Genomic DNA, 16,784 nt, shown 5'->3' on the forward strand with positions numbered 1-16,784 from the left:
AGCGCCCCATCGATCCCGTTTAGATCGAATACGCTCTAGAAAAGCGCGTCGGCAAAGAGATCGTCGTCATCTTCGACGGTGGCGGGTGCTTTCTGCCCGGGCGCAAGATCGACCGGCAAGTAGCGAAGATGCACGTCGCGCTCCTGCGCCATCGTGTAGATCTTGTAGATGCGTGCCGAAAACGGCTGGATTTTCTCTGCGAAGCCGGAAATGTCTCCGGCGCCGCCGGCGGCCAGCCCGCTTGCCACGTGATGGCATTCTTTCAGGACATCGCCGAGTTCGCTTTCGAAATCGAGCTTGATCACGGCGGCACTGATGCGGCTGAAAACGGCCTGACCTTCCGTGGCGAGATCCTGAAGACCGGTTTCCATCTGACCCTTGGCGTGGCTTATGGCTTCCAGTGCTTCGTTCAATGGTTCCCGCAGATCACCGGCGCTCCGGTTCTCAGCCTTCTTCAGATTTGTAATGACGCTTTCGATCCGGTGGAGATCGGCAACGATCGAATCCGCCGGGCTTTCCAGCTTGTCGGCAAAGACCCGCAGCTCGCCGCTGACGACATTGACCGACCGGCCTTCGTCGCCCAGTTTCGAGCAGCGCAGGTTTGAGTTCAGCGCCATATAATGGATTTCAGTCTTGATCGAGCGCAGCACTTCAATGCCGTGCAACAGGTCCTGTGCGGTACCGGTAACGGAAGCGACGACCGCATTGGCATCCGCCATGCCTTCCTGAACGCGCCCGGCCAGATCGCACGCCTTTGCTATGTCCTGCTCAAGCAGCTGCAACGCGCTGCCGCCATCATTGGCAGCATCTTCCACCAGGGTGTCGCGCAGTGAAAGAATGGTTGCGGCATCGTCGGCGAAACTTGAGATGCCTGCAAAAATCTTGCGGCAATCCTGCTGGAAGGTGGTTGCCATCTCGTCGATCTGGGCGCTGACCATCTCGAAAACGGTGTCGTAAAGAGCGTCCATTTCGGCGGAATTTAACGCCAGCGCCTCTTCGGAATTCAGATAATCGCTGAACAGGGCGAGTGTCGTCTGCACATGTTCGACACGTTGGCGGGTAATGTCGCCGATCTGGAGGGAGGACAGCGTTGCCGCTATCTTGCCCTGCACGCCCTGCGCGACGGATTTCACCTTGGCCGCCATGGCCGTCATGGCGCGATGCTGTTCGCCGATGCGACCGGAATTTGTCTTCAAACCTCCGACGATGCCGGGGATCGTTGCTTCGAAATCGGCGCCGATGACGGATGAGACGTCGCGCGCTCTGGCAAGCTGCTTGTCCATGAGATCGAGATATTGCGCGAATTTGCCGACTTCAGTACCGCCGAAATGGATGCGTTCGCGGATTTCCTCGGCAAAGGAGGAAAATTCGGCGATGCCTGCGCCGGTGATCTTTACCGTGACCGCAAAGGTTTTCAGGTAACGGATCGTCTCGCGGATATCATCGACATGGCCGTTTGCAGACTTGCAAAGGGAACTCATTTCAACGAAGGCGGCCTGTCGCAACTGTTCGGTTTCCGGCAGGCGGACCATATCCTCAATGGTCTTTTGCATGTTGGCCATTGCCGCATCCGCGGTATCGCCGTCCATCGAACCCGTCATGCGGTCCAATATGGTGATGAGCTGGTTCAGGATGTCCATGACTGAAACGAGCACGGAGCCGCCTTCGAGAAAGGTCTTCTCGATACGAGACTGTGCGGTTGCAAGGCGCGCGGTCAGGTACGCTTGCGGATCACTGGCTTCAGCTTTTGGTTGATTTTTCACGACGGTACTGTTTCCCATACTCGGATGGCTTGATCCTAGAGAGCAGGAAGAAACGGACAGTGAATATTCTGAGTTGATCGGGAGTTAACAACTCAATTGGTTGACGAATTCCTCTCCCCTGGAGGCCTTCTCGGGGCTTATCGAATCTGGACGTGGTCGGTGCCTACCGGAAAAGTCAGTTGTACCCTTGCGCCATCGCCCGGCATCGAGCTGATATGCGCCTCGCCGCCGCTCTGCCGGACGAAGCCGTAGACCATTGCAAGGCCGAGGCCTGCCCCGCCGTGTTCCTGCCGGGTGGTGAAATAGGGCTCGAAGGCCTTGTCCACCGCCTCGGGCGTCATGCCCACCCCCTCGTCGGTGACGGCGATCACAAGTGCATCCTTCTCGGAAGCGGCGCTGATCGAGATCAGGCCACCATCGGGCATGGCCGCTGCCGCATTCAGGCAAAGGTTGAGGATGGACTGCTCGAGGAGGGCAGGGTCTAGCGCAATCGAGGGAAGATTCTCGTCAATCTCCAGCGCAATCCGGCATTTCGGGCCGACTGCAATCTCAAGGATATCGGCCATGCCGCGCAGCAGGTTTGCGACGTTGATGCAGCTCGGATGAATGGGCTGCTGGCTGCCGATGGTCAGCATGCTGCTGGCCAGAGAACGGCCGCGATCCGCCGCCTTGCGGATACGGGCGATGTGGCGTTTCTGGCGATCGTTGAAACCAGTTTCGCGCTCCAGCAGGCCGAGGCTGCCGGTGATGATGCCGATCATGTTGCCCACTTCATGACTGACCTGATGGGTCATGCGCATGATGCCATCAAGCCTCTGGGCTTTTGCGGCCTCCGCCTCCTGACGATCGAGAGAAGTTACATCCCGGGCGAGCAGCACGATACCGCCATCCGGCTGGCGTGACATCGATATTTCGATCACTCGTTGATCTCCAGTGCGATGGCGCACCACTGCCCGGTCCATCAACTCGCCTCGGCCGCTCTCGAAAGGGAACAGTGCGGGATCGATCTCCGGTATCGGTTCGACAAAACGGCGAAGCGGCAGCTTACGCGACGAGCCGGAACGACCGACAAGTTCTATGATCCGGCGGTTCATGGTGATTGGCCGACCGGTCGGATCGAACAGCGCTATTCCCTCATTCATGTTGCGGAAGGTGGAGCGGATGGTTCGGGCCGCCGCTTCCGCCGTGCGCCGCAGGCGGGAGACACGATCGACGCTGTCATGGAAAGCCCGGAAAGCATCGAGCAGGCGGATCAGTTCCGTCTCCGATCCGGTGTAGGATGGCGGGCCGACATCCTTTTCACCCTTGGCGAGCGCGTTCATGCCGTTGGAAAGCGTCGCGATCCCGCGTGAGACACGCATCACCGATCGAATCGAGAATGTTGCCATGACCAGAACCAGAAGCGAAGCGACTGCGACGATGACCAATAGGCGGCTCAGAGCGTCCGAGGTCGAGATCAGGTCCTCGTTGAGGCTGCGGGCAACCGCATCGCTCTGGGTTTCGGTGACATGGGACAGATCGCGCGACACAATGTGAAGCCGCGACACCGAGGCGCGGATCGCAAACATTTCCAAGAGGTAACGGCTCTGCGCTTCAAAGACCCGCTCATAGGGTTGCAGCTCGGCCACGGGGAGCCGCTCTCCGGGATAACCTTCCTGGCGCGCGGTGGTTTCGGCAACATAGCGGCGGCGCAGTTCACCAAGCTGGAAGAGGCTGTCGGATGCGGATGCGGCCTGCACGATGCCGTTCATCCGCCTGCGCAGTTCGGGATCGGTGATGCCGCGACCCGTGGCAATTTCGCCAAGCGCGGCTGCCGCTTCCGCCTTGTGGCCCTGCGCCGCATCGGCATCCTTTGCCAGATCCAGCGTCTGTGTTCTGATCAATTCAAGGAGTTCGACGATGCGCTCGTTGGCAAAGCCGCGGGCGACCCGATCACCGTTGCCTGGCCCTGTCATCTCCAGCAGGATATCGACCTGCTGGACCACGGACCGGCTTTCGCTGGAGACGCGATAGGGCGAGGCGGCATTCATCAGGAAAGGTGCGCTCGAGACGAGGTCGGAGACCTGCCGCGAAACCAGCGATGCCTTGGCAAGGCTGGAAAAGGCCTGCAGGCCGTAGGCGGCCATTTCATCGCGGGCGCGTTGCAGGCCGTAGATGGCGATGGCGGATAGGCTGAATACGAGGATGCAGATGAAGACGATCGCAAAGGGCAGGCGAAAGGCGATCGAGGAAAGGAAGGAGCGGCTGATCACGGAGAAAGCTCGCCCTCGTCGGTGTGGAGCACATAACCCCTGCCGCGCCGCGTCTTGATGTGACGCGGCAGATCGGGGTTTCGCTCGATCTTGCGCCTCAGCCGCAGCACCAGCACATCGACGTTTCTATCGATATAGCGGTCGCTTTCCGAGCCCAGCCTGTCGAGGATCTGGGAGCGACTGACGGGCTGGTTGGGCGTTTCGGCCAGAATTTCCAGAAGTGCGAATTCGGCACTTGTCAGCGTTCTGCTGCGATCGGTCAGGCAGACCGCCTGTCGGGCATTGAGATCAATCGCCCAGTCGCTGAGGAGCAATGTTGCCCGGCCGTGGTCGCGCTCACTTTCCTTTTCCTGCTTTAAGGAGGGGATCGTCCGGCGCAGAACGGCCTTGATCCGTGCCGTGAGTTCGATCGGTTCGAAGGGTTTGACGACATAATCGTCGGCCGCTGTTTCCAGGCCGAGAACCCGGTCGGCGGCGCTGCCGGCAGCCGTTACCATGACGATGCCGATATCAACCTTGCTGCGTAGTCTCTGGGCAAAGGTGCGGCCGGAGGTGCCGGGTAAGTTGTGGTCTACGAGCACCAGCTGCATCACGTCCTTCGCCAATATCTCGTCCGCTTCCTCGGCGGAGCGCGCGCAGGTGGGCAGCCAGCCCTCGGCCTCGACGAGGTCCGAGATAAGCTCTGCCATATCCGGATCGTCCTCGACGATCAGAATGCGAACCTTCTGATTAAGCACTGCGTATTCCTCCCGCCATCATCATAGGCGCGGCAGACGCGATCTTCAAAGCCTAGCTGGTTATCCGCCCTGTCATATTTGTAATATCTGTAATCTTGTTCGGAAAGATTGGTAACCATTCTTCGATTGCGGTGCGGTCAGGATGTGACATGCTAATGGCGGAGATTGGAACGGGGAGGTTCCAAGCAGGGAGGCTCAGTTGAGAGCATTGACCGCACTTGCGGCGAGCATGGCCTTATGGCTGTGCGGCGCAGGGCATGGCATGGCCGCGACGAAGTTGAACGTCCTGTGCGGCGTCGACGAGGCTTGGTGCGTGACCATGCAGCGGGCTTTCGAAGCGCGGATGGGGGTCGAGATTTCGATGGTTCGCAAGAGCACCGGCGAAATCCTCGATCAGATTCGTGCCGAACGCGCCCATCCGACAGTCGACGTCTGGTGGGGCGGTACAGGCGACACTCATTTGCAGGCGGGTTCGGAAGGCCTTCTGGAAGAGTATCAGCCTGCCCATCAGCAGGATCTGCTGCCATGGGCGCAGAATTTCAATGCGATGTCGGGATCGAAATCGGCCGGAATCTATGCCGGTGCGCTCGGTTTTGCCTATAATACGGAACTGCTCGCCAAGAACAATCTGCCGGCCCCGACATGCTGGAAGGATCTGGCGAAGGAGATTTATCGCGGCCATATCCAGACCGGCAACCCGAACTATTCGGGCACGGCCTTCACCATGCTTGCCACGCTTGTCCAGCTCTTTGGCGAGGAGGAGGCTTTCAGTTTCATGGGCAAGCTTAACCAGAATGTGGTGAGTTACACCAAGGTCGGCTCGGCGCCCGTAAAGGCGGCGGCGCGGGGGGAGGTTCTGATCGGGATTTCCTTCATGCATGACGCCGTGACACAGAAGATCGAAGGCTTTCCGCTGGTGATCGTCGCCCCTTGCGAGGGAACCGGTTACGAGATCGGTGCGGTCAGCATCGTCAAGGGCAACCACAACGATGCGCTGGCGCAGGCCTTCGTTGAATTCGCGCTGACCCCGGAAGGACAGGCGACCGGGGCAAAGGCGGGGCAGAACCAGGTGCCATCCAACGCCCGGGCGACATTGCCGCTGACGGCGCCCGATATATCGATGATCAAGATGGTGGATTACGACTTCGCCACCTTTGGCCAACCCGAAGAGCGAAGTCGATTGTTAAGCCGCTTCGACAACGAAATTCACCCGACCCAGTAGGGGTCAGCAATCCAAGACCGAAAAGACAGACAGCGTGGCAGCACAAGATGCCGCGACCGGCAGCGCCATGTTTGTGGACTGCCGAACCATTCAGACGCAAGCTACAGGAGGATAACCATGCGACTGACGATACTTTCCACATTGCTTTTTGCCGGTACGGCACTCGGCACCACATCGGTGCAGGCGGCAGGCGAGCTTAACCTGATATGCTCTGCCGATGTCGTCATCTGCGAACAGATGAAGGGCGATTTCGAAAAGTCGCATGACATCAAGGTCAATATGGTTCGCCTGTCTTCCGGCGAAACTTATGCCAAGGTACGTGCGGAAGCCCGCAACCCGAAGACCGATATCTGGTGGGCCGGCACCGGCGATCCGCACATGCAGGCGGCCTCCGAAAACCTGACGCTCGAATACAAGTCGCCGATGCTGGATCAGCTGCAGGACTGGGCCGTCAAACAGGCGGAAAGCACCGGTTACAGAACCGTCGGCGTTTATGCCGGCGCGCTGGGCTGGGGTTACAACACCGAAATCTTCAAATCCAAGGGTTACAAGGAGCCGAAGTGCTGGGCCGATCTGCTGGCACCGGAACTGAAGGGCGAAATCCAGATCGCCAATCCCAACTCTTCGGGCACAGCCTATACGGCGCTTGCCTCGCTCGTGCAGATCATGGGCGAAGACCAGGCGATCGATTATCTGAAGAAGCTCAACGCCAACATCTCGCAATATACCAAGTCCGGATCCGCGCCGGTGAAGGCGGCAGCGCGTGGCGAGACGGCACTCGGCATCGTCTTCATGCATGATGCCGTGGCGCAGACAGCGGAAGGTTTCCCCGTCAAGTCCATCGCGCCCTGCGAAGGTACCGGCTACGAAATTGGCTCCATGTCGATCATCAAGGGTGCCCGCAACCTCGAAAATGCCAAGACCTGGTACGACTGGGCGCTGAAGCCAGAGGTCCAGTCACGCATGAAGGACGCCAAGTCCTTCCAGCTTCCATCCAACAAGACCGCGGAAGTGCCGAAGGAAGCACCGAAGTTCGAGGACATCAAGCTCATCGACTACGACTTCAAGACCTATGGCGACCCGGCCAAGCGCAAGGCGCTGCTGGAACGCTGGGACCGCGAGGTCGGTGCAGTCGCAAACTGATCTGAACTCCGGCGATCGGCATCCCGGCTTTTGAAAGCCGGGATGTCCGCCGTTCTTTCATCGGCATGAAATAAGCGAGGTCGGCCATGACACGTGGCAATCGCAGGCTGAACATTGTCCTGGCGCTCGGGGCTTTTGCCCTGGTTTTTCTTCCCTGGTATCGCATTGAAGGCGGCTTCTTCAGCTTCCGCTGGCTGTCTGAGTTTCTTTCTTCCCCCAGCAATGCGCCCGGTGTGCTGCAAATATTGGTTTATGGAAAACCCTGGCTTGCCGGTGCTGGCCTGTTTTTCCTTGCCGGATGCCTTGTCCGCCCGATTGGCGATCCGATGTTGCGGGGCAAGCTGCTTGCGTGGATTGGTGCTGCCGGTCTCGTGGTTCTGATTTTGCAGGGATTGGCGATCGGCTTTACCGGCTGGACATGGAGCGTCAGTGAAAACCTGTTCGGCGTGCTTTCCGATGGCCAGCCCGCCATGGGCGCCGGCGCCGTCGTCATGTCGCTGGTCTTTGTGCTTTTCTTTGCCTTCGGGCTTGCCGAACGCGGCGTGATGAAGGGCGACGCCTTTGTCGTCGGCTCGATTTCCATTCTGGCCTTCCTCGTTACCGTTTTCGTGTTCTATCCGATCGGCAGCATGCTGATCGCATCCGTTCAGGATTTCGATGGCTCCTTTAATGCCGATGGCTTCATCCGCAATATTCAGGATCCCGGCATCTGGAGCCTTGGCTGTGTCACGGGTGAAGAACGCTGCGGCGTTGCCTGGCGAACGCTCTTCCTCGCCTTGATGACCGCCTTCGGCTCCACAGTGCTTGGGTTGGGTTTCGCGCTGGTCGCCACCCGCACCCGTTTTCCGTTCAAGAAGGGCCTGCGCCTTCTGACGGTTCTACCGATCATAACGCCGCCTTTCGTCATCGGTCTTGCCCTGACGCTGCTCTTCGGCCGCGCCGGTGTCGTCACTGAATGGCTTTCCTATCTCTTCGGCATCGAACCCGGCCGCTGGCTCTACGGCATGACCGGCATATGGATCGCGCAGGTGCTCTCCTTCACGCCGATATCCTTCCTGGTGCTGATCGGTGTCGTCGAAGGTGTCAGCCCGTCGATGGAGGAGGCGTCGCAAACGCTTCGCGCCGACCGCTGGCGCACCTTCTGGCGGGTGTCGCTGCCGCTGATGAAGCCGGGTCTCGCCAATGCGTTTCTCATCGGCTTCATCGAAAGCATGGCGGATTTCGGCAATCCGCTGGTGCTTGGTGGCACGCATGGGGTGCTGTCGACGGAAATCTTCTTTGCCGTCGTGGGTTCGCAGAACGACCCTTCACGCGCCGCTGTTCTCGCCATTATCCTCCTGTGCTTCACGCTTTCGGCGTTCCTCGCCCAGCGTTTCTGGCTGGCCGGCAAGAACTTCGCCACGGTTACCGGCAAGGGCGACAGCGGCGCGCATATCGCGCTGCCACGCGGCCTGTCCATTGGTGTCCATGCCGTCGTCGTGCCGTGGATGGTCTTCACCATCGTCGTGTACGGCATGATCCTCGTCGGCGGTTTCGTGAAGACCTGGGGTCTGGACAATTCGCTGACGCTCGACCACTACATCCGCGCGTTCTCCGTCAGCTTCTCCAACGGCTCGATTGCCTGGACCGGTGTTGCCTGGAACTCGTTCTGGACCACCATGGAGATCGCGCTGGTGTCGGCGCCGCTGACCGCTGCCGTCGGTCTGCTGACGGCCTATATCATCGTGCGGCAGAAGTTTGCCGGTCGGAACATCTTCGAATTTGCCCTGATGATGAGCTTTGCCATTCCCGGAACGGTCATCGGCGTCAGCTACATCATGGCCTTCAACCTTCCGCCGGTGGAAATGACGGGATCGGCGCTGATCCTGATCGCCTGCTTCGTCTTCCGCAACATGCCGGTCGGCGTGCGCGGCGGCATTGCGGCAATGAGCCAACTCGACAAAAGCCTCGATGAGGCCTCGCTGACGCTGCGCGCCGACAGTTTCCGCACGATCAGGAAAGTGATCCTGCCACTGCTGCGCCCGGCGATCACGGCGGCTCTGGTCTACTCCTTCGTCCGAGCGATTACCTCGATCAGCGCCGTCATCTTCCTCGTCAGCGCCCAGTACAACATGGCGACCTCCTACATCGTCGGTCTCGTCGAAAACGGTGAATACGGTGTCGCCATTGCCTATTCCTCCATGCTGATCGTGGTGATGATCACTGTTATCACCGGCTTCCAGCTCATTGTAGGCGAGCGTCGCCTGCGCCGCGAAAACCGCGTCGCGGGACTGCCGTCCGCGTCCTCCGTTCCTCTCGCTCAGGAGAAAACCGCATGATTTCCGTAAAGCCCGGCTCCGTCACCTTTCAGAATGTCCGCAAGACATTCGGCGCCTTCACCGCCATCCCCGACCTTTCGCTCACCATCGAACCCGGCACGCTGGTGACACTTCTCGGTCCCTCCGGTTGCGGCAAGACGACGACGCTGCGCATGCTGGCGGGGCTCGAACATCCGACGGCCGGTCGCATTCTGATCGGCGACAAGGATGTGACCATGCTGCCGGCCAACGAGCGCGATGTCTCGATGGTTTTCCAGTCCTATGCCCTGTTCCCCCACATGACGGCGCTCGACAATGTCGCTTATGGCCTGCAATCCTCCGGACTGCGCAAGGCGGAAGCACGGGAGAAGGCTGAGGAAGGTCTGAAGCTCGTGGGGCTGGCCGGCATGGGACATCGTCTGCCTGCCGAGCTTTCCGGTGGTCAGCAGCAGCGCGTGGCGGTTGCCCGCGCTCTGGTGCTGGAGCCGCAGGTGCTGCTGCTCGATGAACCCCTTTCCAACCTTGATGCGCGTCTTCGCCGCCGGGTTCGTACCGAAATCCGGGAATTGCAGCAGCGGCTTGGTTTTACAGCCGTTTATGTGACGCATGATCAGGACGAGGCGCTGGCCGTTTCCGACCGGATCATCGTGATGAAGGAAGGCGAGATCGCCCAGTCAGGCGCGCCGCGGGAACTCTACGAGGCGCCGGCTTCTTCCTTCATCGCCGACTTCATGGGCGAGGCGAATGTCGTCGGCTGCGAGGTGGTCAGCCTTGAGGGCGCCGATGCGTTGATCCGCGTTGGGGGGATCGATCATCGTGTTGCGGCACGCAATGCCAAACCCGGCCCGGCAAAGCTTGCGGTTCGTCCGGGTTCGATTTCCATTGCCCAATCGGGCGGGCAGGGACTTGCCGGGCGGGTGCTGCACAGCGCCTATCTCGGCGGTCACGTCGAATATGAAGTCGAGACCGATATCGGCACGCTCTTCATCATCGACCATGCCGTCGAGACCAGCCTGCCGCCCGAAAGCGATGTCACACTCGGGTTCAAGAACCGTGGCATTGCCTTGATCCAGGCCTGAGTTTCAAAGCGTATCGCGGCGGCCCTCTCAAATGTCCTTTGCGAGACGCAGCGCATCGTAGATCGCCGCATGTGTATTGCGTGCGGCGACCGCGTCGCCGATGCGGAAGAGCCGGTAGGCACCGCCAGGGTTGCGCTCGACGGTTTGGGCGGAGCCCTCCAGCAAGGCGTCGTAGGATATTTCGCCGAGGTTCCTGGAGCCGGGCTTGAGGTCGAAATAGAGATCGTCCAGCGGCACCGTGCCGTGATTGACGACGATCTGGTCCACGGTCCTTGATTTCGTCACGCCGCCATAATCGCTGCCGACGTGGGCGACGAGCTGGTTGCCGTTTCTTTCCGCCGCTTGCAGCCGATAGGTGACGGTGAAGGTGACGTCGAGTTTTTGCAGTGAGCGCATGTAAGGAACCAGGTTCATCGCCATGACTTCCGGCGCGAAGGCGCGATCCGGGGTCATGATCTCCACTTTAGCGCCCGCCTTTGCGAGAAATTCTGCTGCCTGCAAGCCCGCATGGTCGCCGGCATCGTCGAAAACCAGCACATTCGTTCCCGGCTTGACGTCGCCGGAAATGATATCCCACGAGGAAACGACCAGATCATTGCCGTTTGAAAGCACATCGGTATGCGGCAATCCGCCGGTGGCGATGATGACGACATCTGGGCTTTCCGAGAGAACCGTGTCCGCTTCCGCCCAGCTGTTGAAGTGAAAGGTAACGCCGAGCCTTTCGCACTGGCTCATGCGCCAGTCGATAATGCTGATCATTTCGCGGCGGCGTTCGCTTTGCGCGGTCAGGCGGATCTGGCCGCCCGGATCGTTTGCGGCCTCGAAGACGACGACCTCATGGCCGCGTTCGGCACAGACTCGCGCGGCCTCCAGCCCGGCCGGACCGGCGCCGACGATCACGACCTTCAGGCTTTCCGTCGCCTTGGCGATCTCGTGCGGCATCGTTTCTTCGCGGCCTGTCGCCGGATTGTGAATGCAGAAGGCGAGGCCGCCCTGATAGATGCGGTCGAGACAGTAGTTGGCGCCAACGCAAGGCCTGATATCGTCCTCCCGCTTTTCCATGATCTTGCGCACGATATGCGGGTCCGTCATATGGGCGCGGGTCATGCCGACCATATCGACCTTGCCGGAGGCGATGGCGTATCTGGCGGTGGCGACATCCTGGATCTTGGCGGCGTGGAAGGTGGGGAAACTGGTTGCCGCGCGGATTTCGCCCGCGAACTCCAGATGCGGCGCGTTCGCCATGCCCTGAATGGGAATGACGTCGGTCAGGCCGGGATCGGTGTCGATATGGCCCCTGATAACGTTGAGATAGTCGATCAGACCGCTATCCCGCAACCGGCGCGAGATTTCGAGGCCTTCCGCCTTTCCGGTGCCGCCTTCAAGACATTCGTCGGCGGTATAGCGAACCCCGAGGATGAAATCGTCGCCGACACGTTCGCGCATCGCCCTGAAGACGTCGAAACAGAAACGCATGCGGTTGTCCAGCGAGCCGCCATAGGGGCCATCCAGCTCGTTGGTCAGCGGCGAGACGAACTGATCGATGAGATGGCCATAGGCTTCAAGCTCCACCCCGTCCATGCCGCCCGCCTTCATGCGTTCCGCAGCGTCGGCGAAGTCCTTGATGATGCGCTCGATATCCCAATCCTCGATCTTCTTTGGGAAAGCGCGATGCGCGGCCTCCCGCTGGTGGGATGGTGCCAGCACCGGCAGCCAGTCGCCCTTGTCCCAGCGCGTGCGGCGGCCGAGATGCGTCAGCTGGATCATGATCGCTGCACCCTCTTCATGCACGGCGTCGGTCATTTCCCTGATCCACGGAACGATTTCATCCTTGTAGGCCAAGAGGTTGTTGAAGACGGGCGGGCTGTCTTTCGAGACGGCTGCGGAGCCTGCCGTCATCGTCATGGCGACGCCGCCCTTTGCCCGCTCGAGCGTATAGGCGCGGTAGCGCCCTTTCGGCATGCCGTCCTCCGGATAGGCGGGTTCATGCGAGGTAACGATGATGCGGTTTCGCAGGGTGAGATGCTTTAGCTGGTAGGGCTGAAGAAGGGGGTCATTCGACATGGCGACCGTGCTCCGAGAACGTTTATCGGAGAAGGCTAAGCGGGAATGTACATAGGTGTCAATTAATAAAACACTTGTGTTTATGCATTCGACATGAGTGGACATTCGCCTTGTCGCGACCAGACCGATTTGCTAGGAAATCACCATGGAAGCGACATTGAACGAGACCGGTTGGCGCGGATCGCAGGAGGGCTGGCTTGAGGCCGCCTACCAGGCACTTCTCGAATCCGGCGTGGATTCCGTGAAAATCCTGCCGTTGGCGAAAAAACTCGGTCTGTCGCGCACGAGTTTCTACTGGTTCTTCCGGGATAGGGAGGAGTTGCTGGCCGCACTCGTCTCCCGCTGGCGCGAAAAGAATACCGGCAGCATCGTCAGGCAGTCGGAGGCCTATGCGGAGACCCTGGCCGAAGCGATGCTGAATGTCTTCGATTGCTGGCTGGATGCTGGCCTCTTCGACAACAGGTTCGAATTTGCGGTTCGCAGTTGGGCTCTCCAGTCCGATGATATTCTTGCCGAGGTGCGTAAGGCCGACCAGACGAGAATGGATGCGCTTTCGCGCATGTTCATGCGGTTTGGCCATTCCGAAAATATGGCGGATGTGCGTGCCCGCACCACCTATCTCGTGCAGATCGGCTATATCTCCATGCAGTCGGAGGAAGATATGGCCGTGCGCATGAAAAGGATCCCGGACTATATTGCGATCTACACCGGTGAGGTGCCGCAGCAGCGCGAGCTTGACCGGTTTTATGCAAGACATGGGTACAGGCCGGGATAAGGCATCCAAGGTGTGACGGTCGATTTGCGTCTGGCAGGACGGTGAGAGAAGGATAGTCCGGCTCCTTGCCTGCAATGTAGCTGTAACATTCACCGACCAGTGGTGAGGACGGCAAGAATTCACCTTTGGGGAAAAGTCATTGCGAATCCTGCTTCTTGAGGATGAACCGGAAATGGCGCGGGCCCTGCTCGAAGCCCTGCGACGGCGTGATGTGCTTGCGGATCATGTCAGGACGATTGCCGATGCCGACGCGCTGGCGCGTGACGGGTCTTACGATGTGCTGGTTCTGGATCGTCGCCTTCCGGATGGTGAAGGGTTGAACCTTGTGTCTTCGCTTCGCAAAGCCAAGCATTCGGTGCCGATCCTCGTTCTGACGGCGCTCGGAAGTGTCGATCACCGCGTTGACGGTCTTGACGCCGGCGCGGATGATTACCTCGCCAAGCCCTTTGCGATCGAGGAATTGCTTGCCCGCCTTCGGGCGCTGCACAGGCGCGGCCCTTCGCTTTCCAGCCAATATGTGAGCTTCGGAAATCTGAGCATTGATCCGAAGAGCAATGAAGTCACGGTTGCCGGTGCCATCATCGAGTTTCGGCGGCGGGAATACCTGGCGCTCGAGGCTCTGATGCGACGTCCGAACCGCATCGTGACGCGTTCCAATCTGGTCGAAGCGGTTTACAACCTGGACGATGAGATCGAATCCAACGCTCTCGACGCCCATATCTCGCGCATCAGGAAGAAGCTCGCGCAGGCCGAAGCCACGGTCGAGATAAGAGCCGTGCGAAACATCGGCTATCTCATCCGGGCGAATACATGAAGCAGGAGCGCAACCGATCCCTGCGGTGGGCGCTGATGAAGCGTCTTTTCGCCTTACAGGCGTTCTTGCTCGTTCTGTTTGTCATCCTCCTCGCCGGCTGGATCTGGATCATTGATCCACGGCTGGAGGGCGCCAATGAAGAGGCTGTCCGCATCGTTGCGGAAAGCGTGACAAAGGATGGGCCGGGCCGGGCGCAAGTTTTGCCCACGCCCGGATTGGTCGAGCTGAAACAGCGCTATCCGAATCTTTGGTTCTTGGTGCGGGACGCCGATGAAATCGTCCTGCGATATGGAGAAATCCCAGTACCGGCTTTGGCGGCAGTTTTTCCGTCAAGCATCGAAAGGGCGCGTCTGGAAGCGGGGGAAACAGTCCGGGCCACCATGGAAAACCGTAATACGCCTGCCGGGCGGCTGCAATTCATTGCCGGTACGGAAAAAGGCATCCCGAATGACGGCCTCAGCCTATGGATCAGTATGCAGTTAGATCTGGAAAAAGATGCCAACGGCGAGATCCGCTGGCTTACTGTCTTGCCGGGTGTGGGCTTCGTCATTCTTATCGCCGTCGTGCCCATGCTGATCCTGACTGGTATCGCGACATTGATCGTGACCCCGAGGGCGGTCGGCCGTTCACTTGGCGGCCTGATGGAAACGGTCAGCCAGGCGCAATCCATCAATTTCGAGAACCGGTCTGCCCGTATCAATCGTTCCAAGGTGCCCAGCGAAATCATTCCCCTGGTAAATGCCTTCAACGTCGCGCTCTCCAAGCTGGATGAGGGATATAATCGCCGTAACCGCTTCCTTGCCGATGCCGCGCATGAGTTGAGAACGCCGATTGCAATCGCGCGGATCAGGGCCGATCTTTTGCCCGATGACGCGCTGAGCCGACAACTCCGGGCCGATATCGATCGCCTCACACGCGTTGCGCACCAGTTGCTGGAGATGCAGGCAGTCGGCGTGGTGGAATTACCCGCCGAGCGGCAGGACCTGAACATCCTTGTCGAGCGCATCGCGACCGATCTCGCGCCGATTGCGATGGATGCCGGTTACGAGTTCGATTTCGAGCCAAGTGAAGGAGAGGCCGTATTCACGGTCCAGACTTCGATCATCGAGATGGCGGTCGTCAATCTCGTCCGCAACGCAATCGATCATGGCGGCGGCAAGGGTGCTATCACGATCCGGGTCGGTGCTGCGGGCTTCATTGACGTTTGCGATGAAGGGCCGGGCATCCCCGTCTCGGAGCGCGAGCAGGTATTCGAGCCGTTTCACCGCGTCAATACGAATTCGCCAGGAGCAGGCCTCGGGTTGAACCTAGTCCAGAAGGCGGCAGAGATTCATTGCGGACGCGTTGTCTTCCTCGACCTCAATCCCGGTTTTTGCGTCCGGCTGGAAATTCGCTCGGTGGCTTCGAAAGATGCTGCGGCTGACACTGTCTAGCTGACGGGATTTTAAGCGATCAGGCATGTTTCCCCGGCTTTGGCGGCGGCCTGTTGGCCAAGTTTGGCGAGCGGCAGGTCGAAGACCGATCTAAATGATCACGTCATCAAGGCTGGCCTGAATTACCGCTTCTGACCGGCCCATCCGATGAGAAATCCCAGGGAGAACGTTCCAACGAAAACCGCCGCTTCGAGCATCAAAGCGGCGGTCAAAAATCTGGGAGGGCTGAGTTTGAAATCCGGGAACGATCACTCGCATTCGAGCGCCGGTTGCCGGAAGCTCGTTACATACCATTCGCCGCCGGAATTGCGTGTGTAGAAAGTGTAGAAGCAGTCGATACGCTCGACATAACCCGGCGTCTCGGACACTTCGTAACGCTCTCCGCGCCGTGTTGTCCGCACTTCGCCACTCGATGATCCGGCGACAGCCTGTGTCTTGTTCTTCCGCCACTGGTAGGCCTGCTGTCCACCGCCAAGGCTATAGATATTGTCCGGCGGCCCATAGTCCAGCATCACGCTGGTGATGGGCGCGCCGATGTAGCTTTTCATGACTGTCGAGGCGCAGGCCGAAACCAGGATCGATGCTGTGACAAGGGCGAGCGTTGTCAGGAAGGCGGGTGACAATCTCTCGGACATGGGCAAATTTCCTCCGCTGTGGTGAGTTGCCACAGGGATAGGAACCAGCCATTACAAGTACATTGCACGCGAAGGTCGTGACGGGTCAGCGGATCCTTGGTGGATCAGAGACCGGCAATGTTGCGGCCGATGTGGCGCAGGATGCTTTTGAAAAGTTTCACTTCGGCCGGGTCAAGGCCTTCGATCGCGGTCTTTTCGAACATGGCGGCGATGGGCATCAGTTCCTCGGCAAGTTCTTCACCCTTTGGCGTCAGCGTGATGCGCACGATCCGCGCATTGTCGACCGGTCGCTCGCGGCTGACGAGGTTGCGTCTGACGAGCAGGCCAACAAGCCGGGAGAGCGTGGAAATCTCCACCGACACGAGGTCTGAAAGCTCGGTCAGCGTTTTGCTTTCCTGTTGTCTCAGCGTTGCCAGCACACGATACATCGGCAGGGTGATGTCATAGGATGCCAGCCTCAGGGAGAAGCGCTCTCCAAGCCGAACACCTACCCAGTTGAGCAGGTAGGGTACCGAGTCAGTGAACTGATAAGACACAAGCAAAACCCCGTTTTGAGAAACACGTGCGCGG

13 protein-coding genes are annotated in these 16,784 nt (G+C 59.5%); 7 read left to right on the top strand and 6 right to left on the bottom strand.

The window, feature by feature from the left end; all coding sequences use genetic code 11:
* Positions 1–35 precede the first annotated feature (35 nt).
* From ACQZ5Y_RS09545 to ACQZ5Y_RS09555, 3 genes are all read right to left on the bottom strand, one after another.
* A complete protein-coding gene (locus tag ACQZ5Y_RS09545) occupies positions 36–1,763 on the bottom strand; it encodes a chemotaxis protein (RefSeq protein ID WP_174049988.1) in 1,728 nt (575 codons plus the stop codon).
* Between the two features lie 137 nt (positions 1,764–1,900).
* Positions 1,901–4,015: an ATP-binding protein gene (locus ACQZ5Y_RS09550; RefSeq protein WP_174049986.1), complete on the bottom strand. Its 2,115-nt coding sequence runs from the start codon at positions 4,013–4,015 to the stop codon at positions 1,901–1,903.
* On the bottom strand, positions 4,012–4,752 hold the full coding sequence (locus ACQZ5Y_RS09555; RefSeq protein ID WP_174049984.1) for a winged helix-turn-helix domain-containing protein: 741 nt from the start codon (positions 4,750–4,752) through the stop codon (positions 4,012–4,014). Before ACQZ5Y_RS09555 ends, ACQZ5Y_RS09550 begins: the two co-directional genes overlap by 4 nt.
* Positions 4,753–4,981: 229 nt before the next feature.
* Here ACQZ5Y_RS09555 and ACQZ5Y_RS09560 point away from each other — a divergent pair, with 229 nt between their 5' ends.
* The 4 genes from ACQZ5Y_RS09560 (at position 4,982) to ACQZ5Y_RS09575 (ending at position 10,493) form a co-directional block, all read left to right on the top strand.
* Complete coding sequence (locus ACQZ5Y_RS09560) at positions 4,982–5,974, top strand: ABC transporter substrate-binding protein (RefSeq protein WP_029658808.1); 993 nt, start codon at positions 4,982–4,984, stop codon at positions 5,972–5,974.
* A 117-nt stretch (positions 5,975–6,091) separates the two neighbouring features.
* Complete coding sequence (locus ACQZ5Y_RS09565; protein ID WP_003514162.1) at positions 6,092–7,117, top strand: ABC transporter substrate-binding protein; 1,026 nt, start codon at positions 6,092–6,094, stop codon at positions 7,115–7,117.
* A gap of 86 nt (positions 7,118–7,203) precedes the next feature.
* Positions 7,204–9,435, top strand: a complete 2,232-nt coding sequence (locus ACQZ5Y_RS09570) for an ABC transporter permease (protein ID WP_019565040.1) — start codon at positions 7,204–7,206, stop codon at positions 9,433–9,435.
* Positions 9,432–10,493, top strand: a complete 1,062-nt coding sequence (locus ACQZ5Y_RS09575) for an ABC transporter ATP-binding protein (RefSeq protein ID WP_003514159.1) — start codon at positions 9,432–9,434, stop codon at positions 10,491–10,493. The genes ACQZ5Y_RS09570 and ACQZ5Y_RS09575 overlap by 4 nt, the downstream gene beginning before the upstream one ends.
* Positions 10,494–10,520: 27 nt before the next feature.
* On the opposite strand, the gene ACQZ5Y_RS09580 is transcribed toward ACQZ5Y_RS09575, so the two are convergent.
* A complete protein-coding gene (locus ACQZ5Y_RS09580; RefSeq protein WP_174049982.1) occupies positions 10,521–12,557 on the bottom strand; it encodes an oxidoreductase in 2,037 nt (678 codons plus the stop codon).
* 145 nt (positions 12,558–12,702) lie between these two features.
* Between ACQZ5Y_RS09580 and ACQZ5Y_RS09585 the strand changes: the two genes are divergently transcribed.
* From ACQZ5Y_RS09585 to ACQZ5Y_RS09595, 3 genes are all read left to right on the top strand, one after another.
* Entirely contained in the window at positions 12,703–13,332 is a 630-nt protein-coding gene (locus ACQZ5Y_RS09585; RefSeq protein ID WP_013636802.1) for a TetR/AcrR family transcriptional regulator, read from the top strand.
* Between the two features lie 139 nt (positions 13,333–13,471).
* Positions 13,472–14,146 (top strand): response regulator transcription factor, encoded by a 675-nt coding sequence (locus tag ACQZ5Y_RS09590; RefSeq protein ID WP_174049980.1) that lies wholly within the window; start codon positions 13,472–13,474, stop codon positions 14,144–14,146.
* 35 nt (positions 14,147–14,181) lie between these two features.
* Entirely contained in the window at positions 14,182–15,579 is a 1,398-nt protein-coding gene (locus ACQZ5Y_RS09595; RefSeq protein ID WP_236762901.1) for a sensor histidine kinase, read from the top strand.
* 248 nt (positions 15,580–15,827) lie between these two features.
* Here ACQZ5Y_RS09595 and ACQZ5Y_RS09600 read toward each other — a convergent pair whose 3' ends face one another.
* Together ACQZ5Y_RS09600 and ACQZ5Y_RS09605 are read right to left on the bottom strand one after the other, a co-directional pair.
* Positions 15,828–16,214, bottom strand: coding sequence for a hypothetical protein (locus ACQZ5Y_RS09600; protein WP_112154341.1), 387 nt, complete (start codon positions 16,212–16,214; stop codon positions 15,828–15,830).
* Positions 16,215–16,318: 104 nt separating this feature from the next.
* Positions 16,319–16,750, bottom strand: a complete 432-nt coding sequence (locus ACQZ5Y_RS09605) for a MarR family winged helix-turn-helix transcriptional regulator (RefSeq protein ID WP_025594436.1) — start codon at positions 16,748–16,750, stop codon at positions 16,319–16,321.
* Positions 16,751–16,784: the final 34 nt, after the last annotated feature.

It is taken from the genome of Agrobacterium sp. A3-95, from assembly GCF_053521785.1.

Coding starts and splice junctions, on each gene's coding strand:
- ACQZ5Y_RS09560 (WP_029658808.1), top strand. CDS start 4,982: ATGGCCTTATGGCTGTGCGGCGCAGGGCATGGCATGGCCGCGACGAAG.
- ACQZ5Y_RS09565 (WP_003514162.1), top strand. CDS start 6,092: ATGCGACTGACGATACTTTCCACATTGCTTTTTGCCGGTACGGCACTC.
- ACQZ5Y_RS09570 (WP_019565040.1), top strand. CDS start 7,204: ATGACACGTGGCAATCGCAGGCTGAACATTGTCCTGGCGCTCGGGGCT.
- ACQZ5Y_RS09575 (WP_003514159.1), top strand. CDS start 9,432: ATGATTTCCGTAAAGCCCGGCTCCGTCACCTTTCAGAATGTCCGCAAG.
- ACQZ5Y_RS09580 (WP_174049982.1), bottom strand. CDS start 12,557: ATGTCGAATGACCCCCTTCTTCAGCCCTACCAGCTAAAGCATCTCACC.
- ACQZ5Y_RS09585 (WP_013636802.1), top strand. CDS start 12,703: ATGGAAGCGACATTGAACGAGACCGGTTGGCGCGGATCGCAGGAGGGC.
- ACQZ5Y_RS09595 (WP_236762901.1), top strand. CDS start 14,182: ATGAAGCGTCTTTTCGCCTTACAGGCGTTCTTGCTCGTTCTGTTTGTC.
- ACQZ5Y_RS09600 (WP_112154341.1), bottom strand. CDS start 16,214: ATGTCCGAGAGATTGTCACCCGCCTTCCTGACAACGCTCGCCCTTGTC.